Source organism: Pseudoduganella namucuonensis (assembly GCF_900116645.1).
Lineage (GTDB): Bacteria > Pseudomonadota > Gammaproteobacteria > Burkholderiales > Burkholderiaceae_D > Rugamonas > Rugamonas namucuonensis.
Map to the genome: position 1 here is coordinate 50,315 of NZ_FPBO01000018.1, position 15,434 is coordinate 65,748.

Genomic DNA, 15,434 nt, shown 5'->3' on the forward strand with positions numbered 1-15,434 from the left:
TGGGCAACATTGTAAGGGATAGGTCGCATTCTTGCCTCAGCAAGCTGCGTATAACCAATACAGATGCGTTATAACTTCATACCCAACTTGCATATACCGCGTGGCGGGCGCAACCTTGAGCCTGTGATTCACACTCCCTACGAGAGACCCGCCGAACGATGAGACCGGACAAACGCGCGCCGTTACGGCTGAGATACTTGCTGGTCCTGCTGACCGTGATCGGATTCCTGCCGGTGACCCTGATCGGCGCCTGGGGCATCCACGCCGCCGCCGACTACCAGCGCAGGGAGCTGGAGCGTTCCATGCTGGACCAGTCGCGCGCGCTGCTGAGCGCGGTGGACGCGGAACTGGACGGCTGGGTCGACACCCTGCGCGGCATGTCGCACGCGCCGGCGATGGCGGGCGGCGACCTGCAGGCCTTTTACACCCTGGCGCGCGAGCAGGCGCGCGCCCAGCCGGACTGGGTGGGCGTGCTGCTGAGCGACGCGCGGGGCAAGCTGCTGTTCAAGACCTCGCTACCCTTCGGCTCGCCCGAGGGGAGGATCGCCGATCCGGACAGTTTGTCCAGGGCGCTGGCCACGCGCGTGCCGGTGGTCGGGCGCATCGCCGTCGGCCAGAAGGGCATCGCGGCGTTTCCCGTGCGCGTGCCGGTCACCGACGCGGCAAACCGCTTCTATGTGCTGACCGCCGCCATCCAGCCCAGCCGCGTGCTGCGCGTGGTGCAGCGCCAAAAGATACCCGACGGCTGGGTCATTTCCGTCCACGACAACACCGGCCTGCGCGTGGCCCGCTCCAGGGACCACGAACGCACCATGGGCACCGGCCCCAGCCCCACGTTGGCCAGGCTGATGGGGACCGGGCCGGAGGGCGTCGGCGTCTCCCACACGCTGGAAGGGGTGGAGGTGGTGACCGCCTTCAGCAAGCAGTCGCGCTACGGCTGGGCGGTGGCGGTGGGCGCGCCGACGGCGGACCTGCGCGCCGCGTGGCTGAGAAGCGCGGCCGTGTACGCCACGGCCATCGCCGCCTCGCTGCTGCTGTGCACCGCGCTGGCGGCGCTGATCGCCCGCCGCACGGTGCGGGAAATGGCCGCGCTGCAGGAGCAGGCCGCGCGCCTGGGCCGCGGTCAGCCGGTGGACGTGACGCCCTCGCGCATCTACGAGGTGGACCAGATGGGCAGGGCGCTGGCCGTGGCCGCGCGCCAGCGCACCGAGCACGAGCGGGAACGGGGCGAACTGCTGGCGTCGCTGGAGAAGGCGGTGCGCTCGCAGGACGAGGCGCTGGCCCGGGCCGAAAGCGCCAGCCAGTCCAAGGACCACTTCCTGGCCGTGCTCGGCCACGAGTTGCGCAATCCGCTCAGCCCCATCGTCACCGCGCTGGACTTGATGGAGGCGCGCGAGCAGGGCGCCTACAAGCGCGAGCGCGAAGTGATGCGGCGCCAGGTCAGCCACTTGAAGCGGCTGGTCGACGACTTGCTGGACGTGTCGCGCATCACCCGCGGCAAGCTGGAGCTGCGCATGGAACCGGTGGACCTGGTGCAGGTGGCCGGGCAGGCGGTGGAAACGGTGCGCGCCACCCGCTCGCCCGCGCCGCCCATCCTGGCGCGCATGCCGGCCCGGCTGTGGGTGCTGGGAGACGAGAGCCGCCTGGTGCAGGTGCTGACCAACCTGCTGTCGAACGCGGTGCGTTTCGGCGGCGAGGGCGACATCGAACTGGCGCTGGAGCAGCATCCCGGCGAGGCCCGCGTGCGGGTGAGCGACCGCGGCATCGGCATGGCGCCGGAACTGATCGAGCGCATCTTCGAACCGTTCTACCAGGCGCCGCAGCCGCTGGCGCGCGCCGCCGGCGGACTGGGGCTGGGACTGTCCATCGTGCGCAGCATCGTGGAATTGCACGGCGGCCGGTTGCGCGCCGACAGCCCGGGGCCGGGACTGGGCAGCACCGTCGAGGTCGTTCTGCCCCTGCTGGCCGAGCCCGATAACGGGTATGATCACGGTGCCGGCGGGTCCGCCGAGCTCTTGAGGGGAGATTGATGCCATCCATTCCAGATCCGGGGCAAGACCGCATTCCCAACGTTTTCGACGTGTCGCGCCTGCTTTCGCCGAACAGCCCGCCGCGCCAGAGGGAGGCGCTGCTGGCGCTGCTGGAGCGGCTGGGCGAGCAGGCCGGCGCCGACCTGGAGGCGGCCCGCGAGGCCTGCCGCCTGGGGCAATACCGCGAAGCCGCGGCGGCGCTGCACGCCTTGCGCGGCAGCATAGGCACGCTGGGGGCGAACACCTTCGCCGCCACCTCGCGCGAACTGGAGGCCGCCGTCAAGGCCGGACAGCGCGAATTGGCGGAAACGCTGTTTCCCAGGGCCGGCGCGGAGCTGGCGGAAGTGGCCGGGGCGGTGCGCGCCTGGCTGGACAGGCAGGCGCGCACCGCGGCGCCGGCACCCGATGACCTTGAACTGGCCATGAAAAAATGGAAAAAATTGCTATCCGAAAACAACATCGACGCGGTGGCGCAGTATCACCAGTTGAAGAACAGCCTGGGCATCCTGGACACCACACGGAGGAACGCGATCCAGGAGGCGATGGCGAGGTTGGACTTTCCCGCCGTGCTGACCATCCTCGGGCCGACGACAACACGATCCTGATCATCGACGACAACGTCGACACGATACAGCTGCTCAGCGCCATCATGCGCGACCAGGGCAGGATATTGTTCGCGCTGGACGGCAAGAGCGGGCTGGAACTGGCGCGCCGCGTGCGGCCGCAACTGATATTGCTGGACGTGGAGATGCGCGGCATGGACGGTTTCGCCGTGTGCCGGCGCATCACGGCCGACCCGGACTTGCAGAACAGCCCGGTGATTTTCGTCACCGCCCAGAGCGGCGCGGACAGCGAGATCGCCGGACTGGCGGCCGGCGCGGTGGACTTCATCAGCAAGCCGCTGAACGCCTCCGTGGTGCAGGCCCGCGTGCGCACCCACTTGCGGCTGCAGGCGGCGTTGAACCGCCTGCAGAGCCAGGCCAACCGTGACGGGCTGACCGGCTTGTACAACCGCCGCTATTTCGACCACCGCTACGCCGAGGAGTTCGCCCGCCACCGGCGCCACGGCGAGGCGCTGGGGGTGGCGCTGATCGACGTCGACCATTTCAAGCTGTACAACGACCACTACGGGCATCAGCTGGGCGACGGTTGCCTGCAGGACGTGGCGCGCACCCTGGAGACCGGCACGCGCAGGCCCGACGAGGTGGTCGCGCGCTACGGGGGCGAGGAGTTCGTGGTGCTGCTGCCGCACACGGGAGCGGACGAACTGGACCAGTACGGGGAGTGGATCTGCCAGCGGGTGGCGGAACTGGAGATACCCCACGCGGCCTCGCCGAGCGGGCCCAACGTCAGCATCAGCATCGGCCTGAGCAGCATGCGCCCGCGCGACGGCGGCACGCTCGAGCAGCTGCTGGGGCTGGCGGACCAGGCCCTGTACCGGGCCAAGGCCGGCGGCCGGGGGCGTCACGCCGTGGTCCTGCCGGAAAAGGCTGACGGCCGCGAGGGCTGACCCGCGAGGGGCCGGAAGCCGCGCGGTCCGTGCCGGATGGCGGCCGGCTAAGGTTGCGGCGGGACGGGCATGCGGGCCAGCACCACGCGCAGCGCGGCGTCGGCGATGGCGACCGCCGGCGACGCCGCCAGCATGGCCGTGTAGCGCTCGCGGAAGGCCGGGTCGGCGGGCGGCAGCGGCCCCAGCAGCCGCTCCACCTCGATATGGAAGCGGCGCTCCATGTCCACCGCCAGCGCCTCCTCGTCGTCCAGGCACTCGTCCAGGTCGGCCATCAGGATGCCCAGCTTGCGCCGCGCCTCAGGGTCCGGCATCGCGTGGTGCAGCGCCGTCAGGGCGCGCGCGAGGCGGTGCAGGTCGCTGCGCAAGGATTTTCCTTCTATCATGTCCGGCTCCATGAAAAACGGGGAAACCCCATCATAAAGCCTTAGCCGCGCGCCATCAGCCCGTTTAGCGCGGGGTAGGTCAGGATCGGCGTCTGCGGCGAGACGATGCTGCCGCTGTCCAGGAACTGGCGCATCGCGTGCGACACGTAGCTCAGCGACATCTCGGCGATGTCCGAGCCGGCGCTCAGGCGGCGCACGCCCAATTCGAGCAGGCGCTGCGGCGATGGGAAGCCGGGGCGCACCAGCACGTTCAGCGGCATCGGGCTGCCGGCGGCGATGGCGGCGATCTCCGCCTCGTCGCGCACGCCGGGCGCGAACAGGCCGCTGGCGCCGGCCTCGCGGTACAGCCGCGCGCGGCGCAGCGTCTCGGCCACGCGCTCGCCGTCGCCGGCCAGCTGGCGCAGGTAGACGTCGGTGCGGGCGTTGATGTACAGGTCCACGCCGGCGGCGGAGGCGGCGGCGCGCAGCGCGGCGATCTTGCGGCACAGCAGTTCCGGCTCGTCCGCGCCGTCCTCGATATTGACGCCCACCACGCCCGCTCCCAGCAGTTGCGCGCCCAGCGCCGCCACCTCTTGCGGATCGCCGCTGTAGCCGTCCTCGATGTCGACGGTGAGCGGCAGCGTGGTCACGCGGCGGATGCCGCGCACGGTCGACAGCAGCAGTTCCAGCGGCAGGTGGCTGCCGTCCGCGTAGCCGTGCGACCAGGCGACGGCGGCGCTGCTGGTGGCCAGCGCCTTGCCGCCGGCCGCCTCGGCCAGCCGGGCGCTGCCGGCATCCCAGCAGTTCGACAACAGCAGCAAGCCCTCCGCGTGCAGGGCGTGGAATTGGACGTCGGCGCGTTCGGACATGGGGGTTCTCCTTCGTTGTTGGATCGCTATGATGGCATATTTTTCAACTGTGCAGCGGGCGGCGCGGTTCCGCCGCCGGGACGGACATGTGCTTGGGACGGGGAGGGGCGTAACGGACGGCCGCGGGCTGGCCGCAGCCGGACTGTCCAGGCGACTTACAGCTTGCCGGACAGGAAGAACGGAATGGCGCCGGCGGAACTGGCCAGCTTGGCCTTGATGGCAAGGCGCGCCGACATCACCACTTCTTTCGACGGCAGGCTGCGGATCGCGGGCAGTTCCCGGGGATCGATGGCGACGCCCACGCTGGCCAGCGCGGCCGCGGGATCGTCCAGTACCCAGGCGCGGAAGGCGTCGTCGCGCGAAAGCTTGTCGAGGACGGTATCAATATCGCTGCCTATTACAGTTTCCATTTGAAATCCTTTCATCACGTTGGATGGATGGCGTTTATGTGTGCCGCCGCAACCATCCTAAGACATGGACGCTGTTTTCTCAAGATAATACTGCGCGCTGTCGCCCGCCTGCGCCAGCGCGCGCAGGAAGGCGTCCAGCAGGCCGGGCAAGGCGGCCGATTCCCGGCCGGCCAGCGCCTGTTCCAGCGCGGCCGCCGCCTGGTACAGCTCGTTGGCCGACAGGTTGCTGGCCGCGCCCTTGACCTTGTGCACCAGCCGCGCGGCCTGTTCATGCTCGGCGGCGGCGATGGCTTGCCGCAATTGCGGCAGCAGGGTGTCGAAATCGTGGATGAAGATGGTGAGCAAGCGCCCCAGCAGCGCCGCGTTGCCGCCCAGCCGTTCCAGCGCGGCCGGCAGGTCCAGCCCCGGCAGCGGCGGCAAGGTCAGCCGGGACGCCACCTGGGCCGGTTCCAGGTGCAGCGCGCCGCCGCCCCCGGTGCAGCGGTCCAGCACGGCGTACAGCGTGGCCGGGTCGATGGGCTTGGCCACGTAGTCGTTCATGCCCATGGCGATGCAGTGTTCCCGGTAGCCGCGCACCGCGTGCGCGGTGATGGCGATGATGGGCAGGCGCTCCAGCGCGGGCATGGCGCGGATGCGCTCGGTCACGTGGTAGCCGTCCATGTCCGGCATCTGGATGTCCATCATCACCGCGTCGTAGCGCTGCGCCGCCACCATGCGCAGCGCGTCCTTGCCGCTGCCGGCCAGCTCGACGGCGACGCCGGCCCGTTGCAGGATCTCGGCGCAGACCTGCTGGTTGATGATGTTGTCGTCGACCACCAGCACGCGCAGCCCGCCCAGCCGTTGCGCCGGCCTGACGGCGCCCGACGGGCCGGTGGCCGCCTGCGTGGCACTGGCGGAGGCGATCCGCAGCGAGACGGCGAAGCCGAAGCGGCTGCCCTGGCCGGGTTCGCTGTCGACCACGATGGCGCCGCCCATCTTGCGCACCAGCTGCTGGGAGATGGCCAGGCCGAGGCCGGTGCCGCCATAGACCCTGGTGGTGCTGGCGTCCGCCTGCGCGAAGGCCTGGAACAGGCGGCCCTGCTGTTCGGCGCTGATGCCCACGCCGCTGTCCTCGACCAGGAAGCGCAGCCGCACCATGTCGCTCTCGTCGCTGGCGGGCGCGCTGTCGTCCAGTTCCACGCGCAGGCGGATATGGCCGCGGCTGGTGAACTTGAGCGCGTTGCCGACCAGGTTGGTCAGCACCTGGCCCAGCCGCAGCGGGTCGCCCAGCACGTGGGGCGGCACGTCGGGCGCGGCCCACACCACCAGTTCCAGGCCCTTCTCGGCCGCCTGCCACGAGAACAGGTCGTTGATCTGGGTGAGGGTGTCGTTCAGGTCGAAGGGCACGGCCTCCAGTTCCAGCTTGCCCGATTCGATCTTGGAGAAGTCCAGCACGTCGTTGATGATGCGCAGCAGGCTCTGGCCGGCGCGGCCGATCTTGCGGAAATAGTCGACCGGCTTGGCCGGCAGGTCCATCTGGACGCCCAGGCCGGCGAAGCCGATGATGGCGTTCATCGGCGTGCGGATCTCGTGGCTGATGTTGGCCAGGAACTCGCTCTTGGCGCGCGTGGCGGCCTCGGCGTTGGCGCGCGCCAGCTCCACCTGGCGCAGCGAGCGCGCCTTCTGGAAGGCCGTCACGAACGGTTCCCTCAGCGCCTTCAGCAGGTCCAGGTCGCTGCCGTCGAAGGCGGCGTGCTGGCGGTGGTTCTCGAACAGCAGGTAGCCCTCCACGTGCCGGTCCACGCAGATGCGCACGGCCAGCACAGCGCAGGCGCCGTGCAGCATCCTGCCCTCGGCCGCCCGCACCAGGAAGATGTCCGGCGCGATGCGCTCGCCGGCGTCCATATAGGCCGCCTCGGCCTCCGCCAGTTCCAGGCGCTGGCGCGCGTCGGCCGTGCCCACGTCGCCCCAGGCCGCGCGCAGCGTCAGCGTGTCGGTGCCGGTCTTGCGCACCAGCGCGAGCGCCGCGTCGACGCCCTTGATGACGGTGGTTTCCTGCAGGATGGTGTGCAGCAGCGCGTCGAAATCGAGCTGCTCGTTGATGGACTTGACGATGGCGTTCAGCTTCTCCAGGTGGCGCGTGCGCGAGTACACCAGCGTCTGCAGGCGGGCCTGGTCGCGCCGCAGGTAGAGCGTGCGCCAGCGCAGCAGGCCCCAGGCCAACAGCGCCAGGGCCAGCGCGAAGGCGCCGTGGGCCCAGGCGGTCTGGTGCCAGGCGGGCAGCACCTGGACCGGTATCGTCAGCTCGTCCGGGCTCCACATGCCGGCGCGGTTGGCGCCGCGCAGGCGCAGCAGATAGTCGCCCGGCGGCAGGTTGCGGTAGGTGACCGCGCGGCGGCTGGCGTCGGCCTCGGTCCAGGCGTGGTCGTAGCCGTCCAGCCGGTAGGCGTAGCGGTTGCGCTGCGGCGCCGAATAGTCCAGCGCGGCGACCTCCACCTCGAAGCCCTTGGCCTCCGGCTCCAGCGTCAGCCGCCGCGGCTGGGCGACGGGGCGGCCGTCCACCAGCACCGAGGTGATGGCCAGCGGCGCGCGGAAGGACCAGGTCTGCAGCGCGTCCGGGTGGAACACGGCCAGGCCGCCGGTGGCGCCGAACAGCAGGTCCGCCTCCGCCGTCTGCGCGGCGGCGCCGATGAAATAGGTCTGGAAGGCGACGCCGTCGGCGCGTCCCAGCGAGCGCGCCTTCATGGTCTGGGTGTCGAACACGGCGATGCCGCTGGCGGTGGCGGCCCACATGCGTCCCTTGCGGTCCAGCTGCAGGGCCGGCACCACGTCGCTGGGCAGGCCGTCGGCCACGCCCAGCCGGCGGAACTCGGGCGCGCCGCCGGGGCCGCGCCGCTCCAGCACGCTGATGCCGCCGCCGTGGGAGGCCACCCACAGCCGGCCCTGGCTGTCGAAGGCCAGCGAGGTGATGATGGATTCGGGCAAGCCGGTGCGCGAGGCCCCGTTGGGCGCGATCTGTTCCACGCCGCCGCCGGCCATGTCGACCAGGTTCAGGCCGCTGCGCGTGCCGACCCACAGGCCGCCCTTGCCGTCCGGCAGCAGGGCGTGGACGCGGCCGTCGGTGAGGCCGCCGCCGCCGGCCGGGCGCTGGACGTAGGCGCGCAGCGCGCGCGTGGCGGGATCGAAGCGCAGCAGGCCCTCGTAGGTGCCCAGCCACAGCTTGCCGTCCAGCGGCAGGATGTTGCCGATGCGGGGATAGGGCGTTTCCAGCGGCAGCGGCACGCGCTTGACGCGGGTGCCGCCGGCCGAGCTCAAGTACAGGCCCAGCTGGGTGCCGATCCAGGCCTCCCTTCCCGGCGCCTCGGCCAGGGCCAGCACCACGCGCTTGGGCAGGGCCGTGTCCGGCTTGGCGGGGTCCGGCCGCAGCGCGGCGACGCGGCCGCCGCCGGGCGAGACGATGTCCACGCCCTGGTCCGCCAGTCCGATCCAGGCGCGGCCGGCGCCGTCGGCCATCACCGCCGTGACGGCCGCCTCCAGCAAGCCCTCGCCGCCGAACACGGCGCCGATGGCGCGGCTTTGTGGCGAGTGGTAGTCGATGCCGCGCTCGTTGGCCACCCAGACCAGGCCGCTGCGGTCGCGCAGCAGGGCGGCGGTGCGGTCGTTGCCGAGGCTGGCGGGCACGGCGGCCTGGTGCTGGATACGACGCGCGGGGCCGCCGGCGGTGTCGAACTCCAGCACGCCGCCGCCGTAGGTGGCGGCCCACAACTTGCCCGGGCGCGCCTCGGCGATGGACAGCACCATGCTGGCGTGCGCGTCCGGCACGCCGGGCAGCTGCAGGATGCGGCCGGCCGCCGCCGTCCCCGCGCCCGCCGCGTCCACCTTGCCGATGCCGCTCTTCAGGGTGCCGAAGGTGATGGCGCCCTGGCTGTCCTCGTGCAGGCTCAGCACGGCGTCCTGCCATGCGCCCGGGGGCGCCCCGTTGTCGCCCGGCGCCGCGCCGACCGGCACGGCGAGGAAGCGGCCGCTGCCTGCGTCGCGCCGGGTCAGGCCGGTGGCGGTGCCGATCCACAGGTCGCCGCGCCGGTCCACCAGCAGGGAGCGGACCTGGTTGTCGGGCAGGCCGCCCGCCACGCCGCGCTCGTGGCGGTAGTGGGCGATGGCGGCCGTGGCGGGATTGATGTAGTCCAGCCCGCCGGCCGTGCCTATCCAGACGCCGCCGTGGGCGTCGCTGGCGATGGCGTTGACGGCCGCGTGGCCCAGGCCGGTGGCGTTGGCGGGATAGCGCACGAAGCGCTCCAGCGCCTTGTCGTACATGGCCAGGCCGGCCAGTGTGGTGCCGATCCAGAGCCGGCCCTGGCGGTCCACGTGCAGCGCCTGGATGAAATCGCCCGGCAGCGAACCGGGATCGGCGGGATCGAACTTGAAGCGGCGCAAGCGGTAGCCGTCCCAGCGCGCCAGGCCGTTCTGCGTGCCCATCCACACGAAGCCGTCGCCGTCCTGCGCCAGCGCCATCGTGATGGCCTGCTCGTGCTCCTGGCCCAGATGTTCGAACAGCGGCGTGGCCAGCTTGGCCCAGCGGTCGGCCGCCGGCGGGGCGGCGGGAGCGGATAGGGCGGGGGGAGCGGCCAACGCGAGCATGGACGCAACTCCGGGCGCCAGGGCGACGCGTGCGAACCATCGGCGAGCGGACCAGGTGTATTTACCTGAGCTTGCTGTTCTCGGCATCGTCTGCTAGGGATGGACAGCCGCACGAAGGCGCCTGTGTCGTTGAATGAGGTTCACCGGGCAAGCATACGCAATTGCTGTAGGAAAGTCTACGCGGCGGGCCCGTGCGTTTCATGGGCGATCGCGTCGATCAGCGCCCTGCAGGCGGCGGGCAGGCCGCGGTGCGGCGGGTAGATCAGCGAGAAAGCCCTGACGCGGCCGCTGTTCGCGGGCAGCACGGCCACCAGCTCGCCCCGCGCCAGGCGCTCCGCGGCGATGAATTCATACGTTTGGCAGATGCCTAAGCCTTGTTGCGCCAAGGATACGACTCCCAGCACGTCGTCCGTCACCCGGAGGCGCGCGGGCGGGACCCAGTCCACGTCCCCTCCGTCCTCGCGCAGCAGCCAGGGCGCCAGCTTGCCGGTGCTGGGCATGACGAAGGGCAGGCAGGCGTGGCCGGCCAGGTCGGCTATCGCGCGCGGCGCGCCGGCCCGCGCCAAGTAGGAGGGCGCGGCCACCAGGCACAGCGGAGCATCCTCCAGCTTGCGCGCGGCCAGGCCGCTGTCCTTCAGTTCGCCCAGGCGTATCGCCATGTCATAGCCCTCGGACACCAGGTCGACGTTGCGGTTGGCGATGCTCAGTTCGATCACCACCCGCGGGTGCCTGTCCATGAAGGGCCGCAGCAAGCCCGGCAGGCGATAGTGGGCGTAGGTGGTGGGCGCGCTGATGCGGACGGTGCCGGTCAGCTCGCCGCCCTGGCCCTGCGCCGCGCGCTCCGCGCCGGCCAGCAGGCGGAAGGCGTCCCGCGCCTGCTCCAGGTAGGCCTGGCCCGCCTCCGTGATGCTGATGCGGCGGGTGGTGCGGCGCATCAACTGCGCGCCCAGCCGCGTCTCCAGCCGGGCCACGGCACGGCTCAGGACGGAGGGCGTGGTGCCCAGCGCCACGGCGGCGGCGCTGATGGTGCCGTGGTCCATGATGGCGAGGAAGGCTTCCACGTCGCCCAGATAGTCGAATTGGCGTGGCATTATGATCTCTGTGGAACAAATGATTTGTCTGTGTGGCTGTTTATTGATTATAGCGGCATGAATAGACTGGCGCCTGTCATTCAACAAATCAACAGGAGCCCAACCATGAACCATTCGATCCGTCACGCCGCCGCCGCGGCGCTGTTGCTGGCCGCCGCTGGCGCCCAGGCCGCCAACGTGCTGGTCGTGCTGTCCGACGAGGCCCGGCTGGAGCTGCGCGGCGGGCGCGGCTTCGAGACCGGCTTTTACGCCAACGAGCTGATGCAGCCGGTGAAAAAGCTGCTGGACGCCGGCCACAGCGTCACCTTCGCCACGCCGCTGGGCAAGGCGCCCACGGTGGACCGCAACTCGCTGGACCCGTCGTACTTCGGCGGCGAGGCGGCCATGGCCGAACACCTGGCGCTGATGGAGAAGCTGCGCATCACGGCGGCCGATTCGCCGGTGGTGAGCCTGGCGCGCGTGGAGCAGGGCGGTTACGGCAGGTACGACGCGCTGTACGTGCCCGGCGGCCACGCGCCCATGCAGGACCTGACGCGCAACCCGGCGCTGGGACGCCTGCTCAAGCACTTCCACGCGGCGGCCAAGCCCACCGCGCTGGTCTGCCACGGCCCGGCCGCCTTGCTGTCCGCGCTGGACGACAAGGGCCGGCTGGTCGGCCAGCTGGAATCCGGCGCCTCCGCCGCGCCGGCCGCCGGCTGGATCTACAAGGACTACCGCATGACGGTGATCAGCAACACCGAGGAGGACGCGGCCAAGCCCATGCTGAAGGGCGGCGAAATGAAATACACGCCGCAGACCGCGCTGGAGCGCGCCGGCGGCAAGTACAGCAGCGCCGCCGACTGGACGCCGCACATGGTGGTCGACCGCGAGCTCATCACGGGTCAAAACCCCGCCTCCGCCATCGCCGTCGCCGACGCGCTGCTGTCCCGCCTCGCCCCCCACCGCTAACCTCCCGAAAAGCGCCCAGGGCTTTTATTCCCGCATGGATAAAATAGCCCAGGGCGCTTTTTTCCGCGCCGTCATGTGCCGTCGCCTCCGTGCATCTGTGGCGCCTCGCCCCACAGCACTGCCCCCCCGGAAAAGCGCCCAGGGCTTTTATTCCCGTACGGGAAAAATAGCCCTGGGCGCTTTTTACTTTAAACATATATTATATTTGCATGTTTATAGGGAAACGGGTATATTCACTACTGAACTTCTTACTTCTTCCGGTAATTCATCAGTAAAGGACTCATCATGTTGTCTCAAGAACATCGCGCCATCGTCACCGCCACCGTCCCCATCTTGAAGGAGGGCGGCGAGGCCTTGACCCGCCACTTCTATCAGAAGCTGTTCAGGGAGTATCCGGAGGTGGCGCCGTTCTTCAACCAGGCGCACCAGCATGGCGGCACGCAGCAGCGGGCGTTGGCGAACAGCATTTTGATGTACGCGTCGAATATCGATCGGCTGGAGGCACTCGGTCCGCTGGTGGGAACCATCGTCAACAAGCACGTGTCGCTGCAGATCCAGCGCGAGCATTATCCGATGGTGGGCGCGGCGCTGCTGGGCGCCATCCGCGAAGTGCTGGGCGCGCAGGTGGCGACCGACGCGGTGCTGGAGGCATGGGGCGCGGCCTACGGCCAGCTGGCCGATATCCTGGCCGGCGCGGAACAGCAAATCTACGACGCGAACGCCGAGGCGGAGGGCGGCTGGCGCGGCGGCCGCCAGTTCCAGGTGGTCCGCAAGACCGCCGAGAGCGCCGAGATCACGTCCTTTGTGTTCGCACCGGTGGATGGCGGCAAGGTGCTGGCTTTCCAGCCCGGCCAGTACATCAGCGTCAAGGTGACGGTGGATGGCGAGGAGATGCGCCGCCAGTATTCGCTGTCGGCCGAGAGCAATGGCGAGACCTACCGCGTCAGTGTGAAGCGCGAGCCGGGCGGCAAGGTGTCGAACTTCCTGCATGATGCCGTGCAGCCCGGCGACACGGTGGAGCTGTTCCCGCCGGCCGGCGCGTTCACGCTGCGCACGGGCGACAAGCCGCTGGTCCTGATCAGCGGCGGCGTCGGCATCACGCCCACGCTGGCGATGCTGTCGGCGGCGCTGCGCACGCGCCGTCCGGTGCATTTCATCCACGCCGCGCGCCACGCGGGCGTGCATGCCTTCCGCCAGCTTATCGACCAGCTCGCCGAGGACCATCCCCAGCTGTCCCGCTATTACGTGTACGAGGAGGACAACGGCGCGGTGCCACCGCATGCCACCGGCTACATTACCCGCGACACGCTGGCCGCTTGGCTGCCCGAGTCGCGCGACGTGGACGCCTATTTCCTCGGACCCACGCCGTTCATGAAGGCGGTCAAGACGCATCTGCGCGAGCTGGGCGTTCCGGAGGCGCAGACCCACTACGAGTTCTTCGGTCCGGCCGAGGCGCTGCAATAAGCGGGGGGACTTGACCGCCGGAACGGCGCGCTTTACGATCCGTCATTTCGTTCTTAATAAATCGACATGATTTCTTATCGTAAAGCCTTGCCGCTGGCGCTGACGCTATTCGGCGCGCTGTCCGGCGCATCCGCCGCCACCCCGGACGGCGCGGCTGGATGGGCCGAACTCGCGCAGCGCGACCTGCGGGCGGCGGCCGATGCCATACGCGGCCGGCATTTCGGCGCCGTGGCCGGCCACCTGAACGTGACCGCGCCGCTGGAGCACGGACTGCGCGCCGCGCAGGCGGAGGCCGCGCTGGTGGGCGATGAAATCGCCTATAACCGCATGCTGGCCCGCTTCGTCAGCGGTTTCGGCGATCCGCACACCGGGCTGGAGCTCGACTTGCGGGACACCGGCTGGACCGGATTGATGCTGGACCGCGTGGACGGCCGCTATCGCGTCACCTGGAGCGAAGCGAACTGGCCGGTGGCGCTGCCGCCCAGGGGCGCGGAGGTCCGGGACTGCGATGGCGTCTGGATCGGCACCTATCTGCAGACCCGGGTCGCGCCCTATGTCAACCACGCGGGCGAATACGCCCACACCATGAGTCTGCTGGCGCAACAGGTCATGCGGCAGAACGGCCTGGCCTGGGCGCCGGCCCGCTGCACCTTCGTGCTTGGGGATGGCGCCGTCAAATCCTACGAACTGCCGCTGCGCGGCGTGCCATCCGATGTCAGCCAGACCCGGCTGGACGCCGCCACCCGCGACCGCGTCGCCGTGGCGCGTCCGGTGGACGTCTATCCCATGCCCCGCGACATGTACTGGGTAGGCATGCCCTCGTTCGGCGTGCGCGACGGCGGCAAGGCCTACGAGGCCGTCTACGCGAAACTACGGGCCCTGAAGGGGGCCAAATGGGTGGTGCTGGACTTGCGCGGCAATGGCGGCGGCTCGACCGCCTGGGGCCAGAACGCGCTGGCCGCGATGTACGGCGGCGGCTACGCGGACCGCCTGGAGAAGGGCGCCGGCTCCGCCAGCTACGCGATCGCGGACCAGGCGACGATAGACCAGTTCACGCGCTTCGCCGCCCATCCCAATTTCGCGCCCATGAAGGACTACCTGCTGAAAAGCGCCGCGAAGCTGGCGGCCGCCAGACAGGCCGGCCGCGCCGTGGACCTGATCGATGGCGACGACAGCGACCCGGCCGCCATCCGGCAGCCCTTCAGCCTGGCCGCGCCACGCGGGCCGCGACTGGCCGCCGTGATCGACCGCAACTGCTTCAGCTCGTGCCAGTCGGTGCTGCAGCAGATACGGCGCGTAAAGGGGGCGGTCGTGCTGGGCGAAGCCACCGTGGGCTATTCCCCCTACGGCGAAACCACCGAAGTGAAGCTGCCGAGCGGCAGGGCGGCCTTGTTCGTGCCATCCGGGTATTTTCTATCGTCCACGGCCACCCGCGAGCCCATGACGCCGGACGTGGCGTATCCCGGCAATATGGGGGACGACGCCGCCTTGATGCGCTGGGTCGGCAAGGAACTGGCCGCGCGGCGCTAGCCCGGCTCCCGTTCGGCGCGGCCCGGCCGTTTGCCGGCCGCGCGCTTGCCCAGCCATTGCACCACGGCCGCGTGGTAGGCGGGCGGCGTTTTCGACGTCACCCGGCTGGACAGGTCGGCCAGCGTGTGGCCGGCCAGTTCCTCGCGCATGCGCTGCTCGGCGGACATCATCACCATGTGGATGGTGCAGGGCGGCACCTGCGACCAGTCCGGCTGTTCATCCTCGAACACGGCGCAGCGCTGGCGGATTTCGCGGCAGTCGAACAGCGCCTTCCTGCCATCGATCGCCTCCACCACATCCAGCACCGATATCTCGCCGGGCGGCTTCGCCAGCGCGAATCCGCCGCGCACGCCCTCGGTCGCCCTGACCAGTCCCGCCTTGTTCAGCTTGGTGAACAGCTTGGCCACGTATTCGGCGGGGATGCCCTGCAGGTCGGCCAGGTCCTTGGCGCTGGCTTCCTTCGCGCCGCCCGCCGGATTGGCCAGGAATAACAGGCAATGCAGGCCGTATTCCACGCCCGTGCTGATATGAGACATCCAAAACCCCGACTTGATCTATCGTAGTTTTTAGGATAACCACTCCCGCCGTGCTTGGCAAGCGCTT

General features: G+C 69.9%; 12 protein-coding genes. 6 read left to right on the top strand and 6 right to left on the bottom strand.

The window, feature by feature from the left end; all coding sequences use genetic code 11:
• The first annotated feature begins 197 nt into the window (after window positions 1-197).
• The 3 genes from BM436_RS19025 to BM436_RS19035 are packed head-to-tail and all read left to right on the top strand — an operon-like array spanning window position 198 to window position 3,540.
• Window positions 198-2,030 carry a sensor histidine kinase gene (locus BM436_RS19025; RefSeq protein WP_093557104.1) on the top strand — a complete coding sequence of 611 codons (1,833 nt, stop codon included), beginning with the start codon at window positions 198-200 and terminating at the stop codon, window positions 2,028-2,030.
• Window positions 2,030-2,635 carry an Hpt domain-containing protein gene (locus BM436_RS37930; protein ID WP_093557105.1) on the top strand — a complete coding sequence of 202 codons (606 nt, stop codon included), beginning with the start codon at window positions 2,030-2,032 and terminating at the stop codon, window positions 2,633-2,635. Before BM436_RS19025 ends, BM436_RS37930 begins: the two co-directional genes overlap by 1 nt.
• 44 nt (window positions 2,636-2,679) lie before the next feature.
• Window positions 2,680-3,540 carry a diguanylate cyclase domain-containing protein gene (locus BM436_RS19035; RefSeq protein WP_229490488.1) on the top strand — a complete coding sequence of 287 codons (861 nt, stop codon included), beginning with the start codon at window positions 2,680-2,682 and terminating at the stop codon, window positions 3,538-3,540.
• 47 nt (window positions 3,541-3,587) lie between these two features.
• Here BM436_RS19035 and BM436_RS19040 read toward each other — a convergent pair whose 3' ends face one another.
• The 5 genes from BM436_RS19040 to BM436_RS19060 form a co-directional block, all read right to left on the bottom strand.
• Window positions 3,588-3,923, bottom strand: coding sequence for a hypothetical protein (locus BM436_RS19040; RefSeq protein WP_143133222.1), 336 nt, complete (start codon window positions 3,921-3,923; stop codon window positions 3,588-3,590).
• 41 nt (window positions 3,924-3,964) lie between these two features.
• Window positions 3,965-4,771, bottom strand: a complete 807-nt coding sequence (locus BM436_RS19045; RefSeq protein WP_093557108.1) for an isocitrate lyase/PEP mutase family protein — start codon at window positions 4,769-4,771, stop codon at window positions 3,965-3,967.
• A 155-nt stretch (window positions 4,772-4,926) separates the two neighbouring features.
• On the bottom strand, window positions 4,927-5,181 hold the full coding sequence (locus BM436_RS19050) for an NHLP-related RiPP peptide (protein ID WP_093557109.1): 255 nt from the start codon (window positions 5,179-5,181) through the stop codon (window positions 4,927-4,929).
• Window positions 5,182-5,238: 57 nt separating this feature from the next.
• Window positions 5,239-9,798 (bottom strand): two-component regulator propeller domain-containing protein, encoded by a 4,560-nt coding sequence (locus tag BM436_RS19055; protein WP_093557110.1) that lies wholly within the window; start codon window positions 9,796-9,798, stop codon window positions 5,239-5,241.
• A 176-nt stretch (window positions 9,799-9,974) separates the two neighbouring features.
• Window positions 9,975-10,889 (bottom strand): LysR family transcriptional regulator, encoded by a 915-nt coding sequence (locus BM436_RS19060; RefSeq protein WP_093557111.1) that lies wholly within the window; start codon window positions 10,887-10,889, stop codon window positions 9,975-9,977.
• 105 nt (window positions 10,890-10,994) lie between these two features.
• Between BM436_RS19060 and BM436_RS19065 the strand changes: the two genes are divergently transcribed.
• The 3 genes from BM436_RS19065 (at window position 10,995) to BM436_RS19075 (ending at window position 14,831) form a co-directional block, all read left to right on the top strand.
• Window positions 10,995-11,837, top strand: a complete 843-nt coding sequence (locus tag BM436_RS19065) for a type 1 glutamine amidotransferase domain-containing protein (protein ID WP_093557112.1) — start codon at window positions 10,995-10,997, stop codon at window positions 11,835-11,837.
• 285 nt (window positions 11,838-12,122) lie between these two features.
• The gene (hmpA, locus tag BM436_RS19070) at window positions 12,123-13,301 is read left to right on the top strand and encodes an NO-inducible flavohemoprotein (protein WP_093557113.1); all 1,179 of its coding nucleotides are present in this window, start codon (window positions 12,123-12,125) and stop codon (window positions 13,299-13,301) included.
• Window positions 13,302-13,367: 66 nt separating this feature from the next.
• Window positions 13,368-14,831 carry a S41 family peptidase gene (locus tag BM436_RS19075; protein WP_093557114.1) on the top strand — a complete coding sequence of 488 codons (1,464 nt, stop codon included), beginning with the start codon at window positions 13,368-13,370 and terminating at the stop codon, window positions 14,829-14,831.
• On the opposite strand, the gene BM436_RS19080 is transcribed toward BM436_RS19075, so the two are convergent.
• Window positions 14,828-15,367 (bottom strand): RrF2 family transcriptional regulator, encoded by a 540-nt coding sequence (locus BM436_RS19080; protein WP_093557115.1) that lies wholly within the window; start codon window positions 15,365-15,367, stop codon window positions 14,828-14,830. The genes BM436_RS19075 and BM436_RS19080 overlap by 4 nt on opposite strands.
• Between the last annotated feature and the right edge of the window lie 67 nt (window positions 15,368-15,434).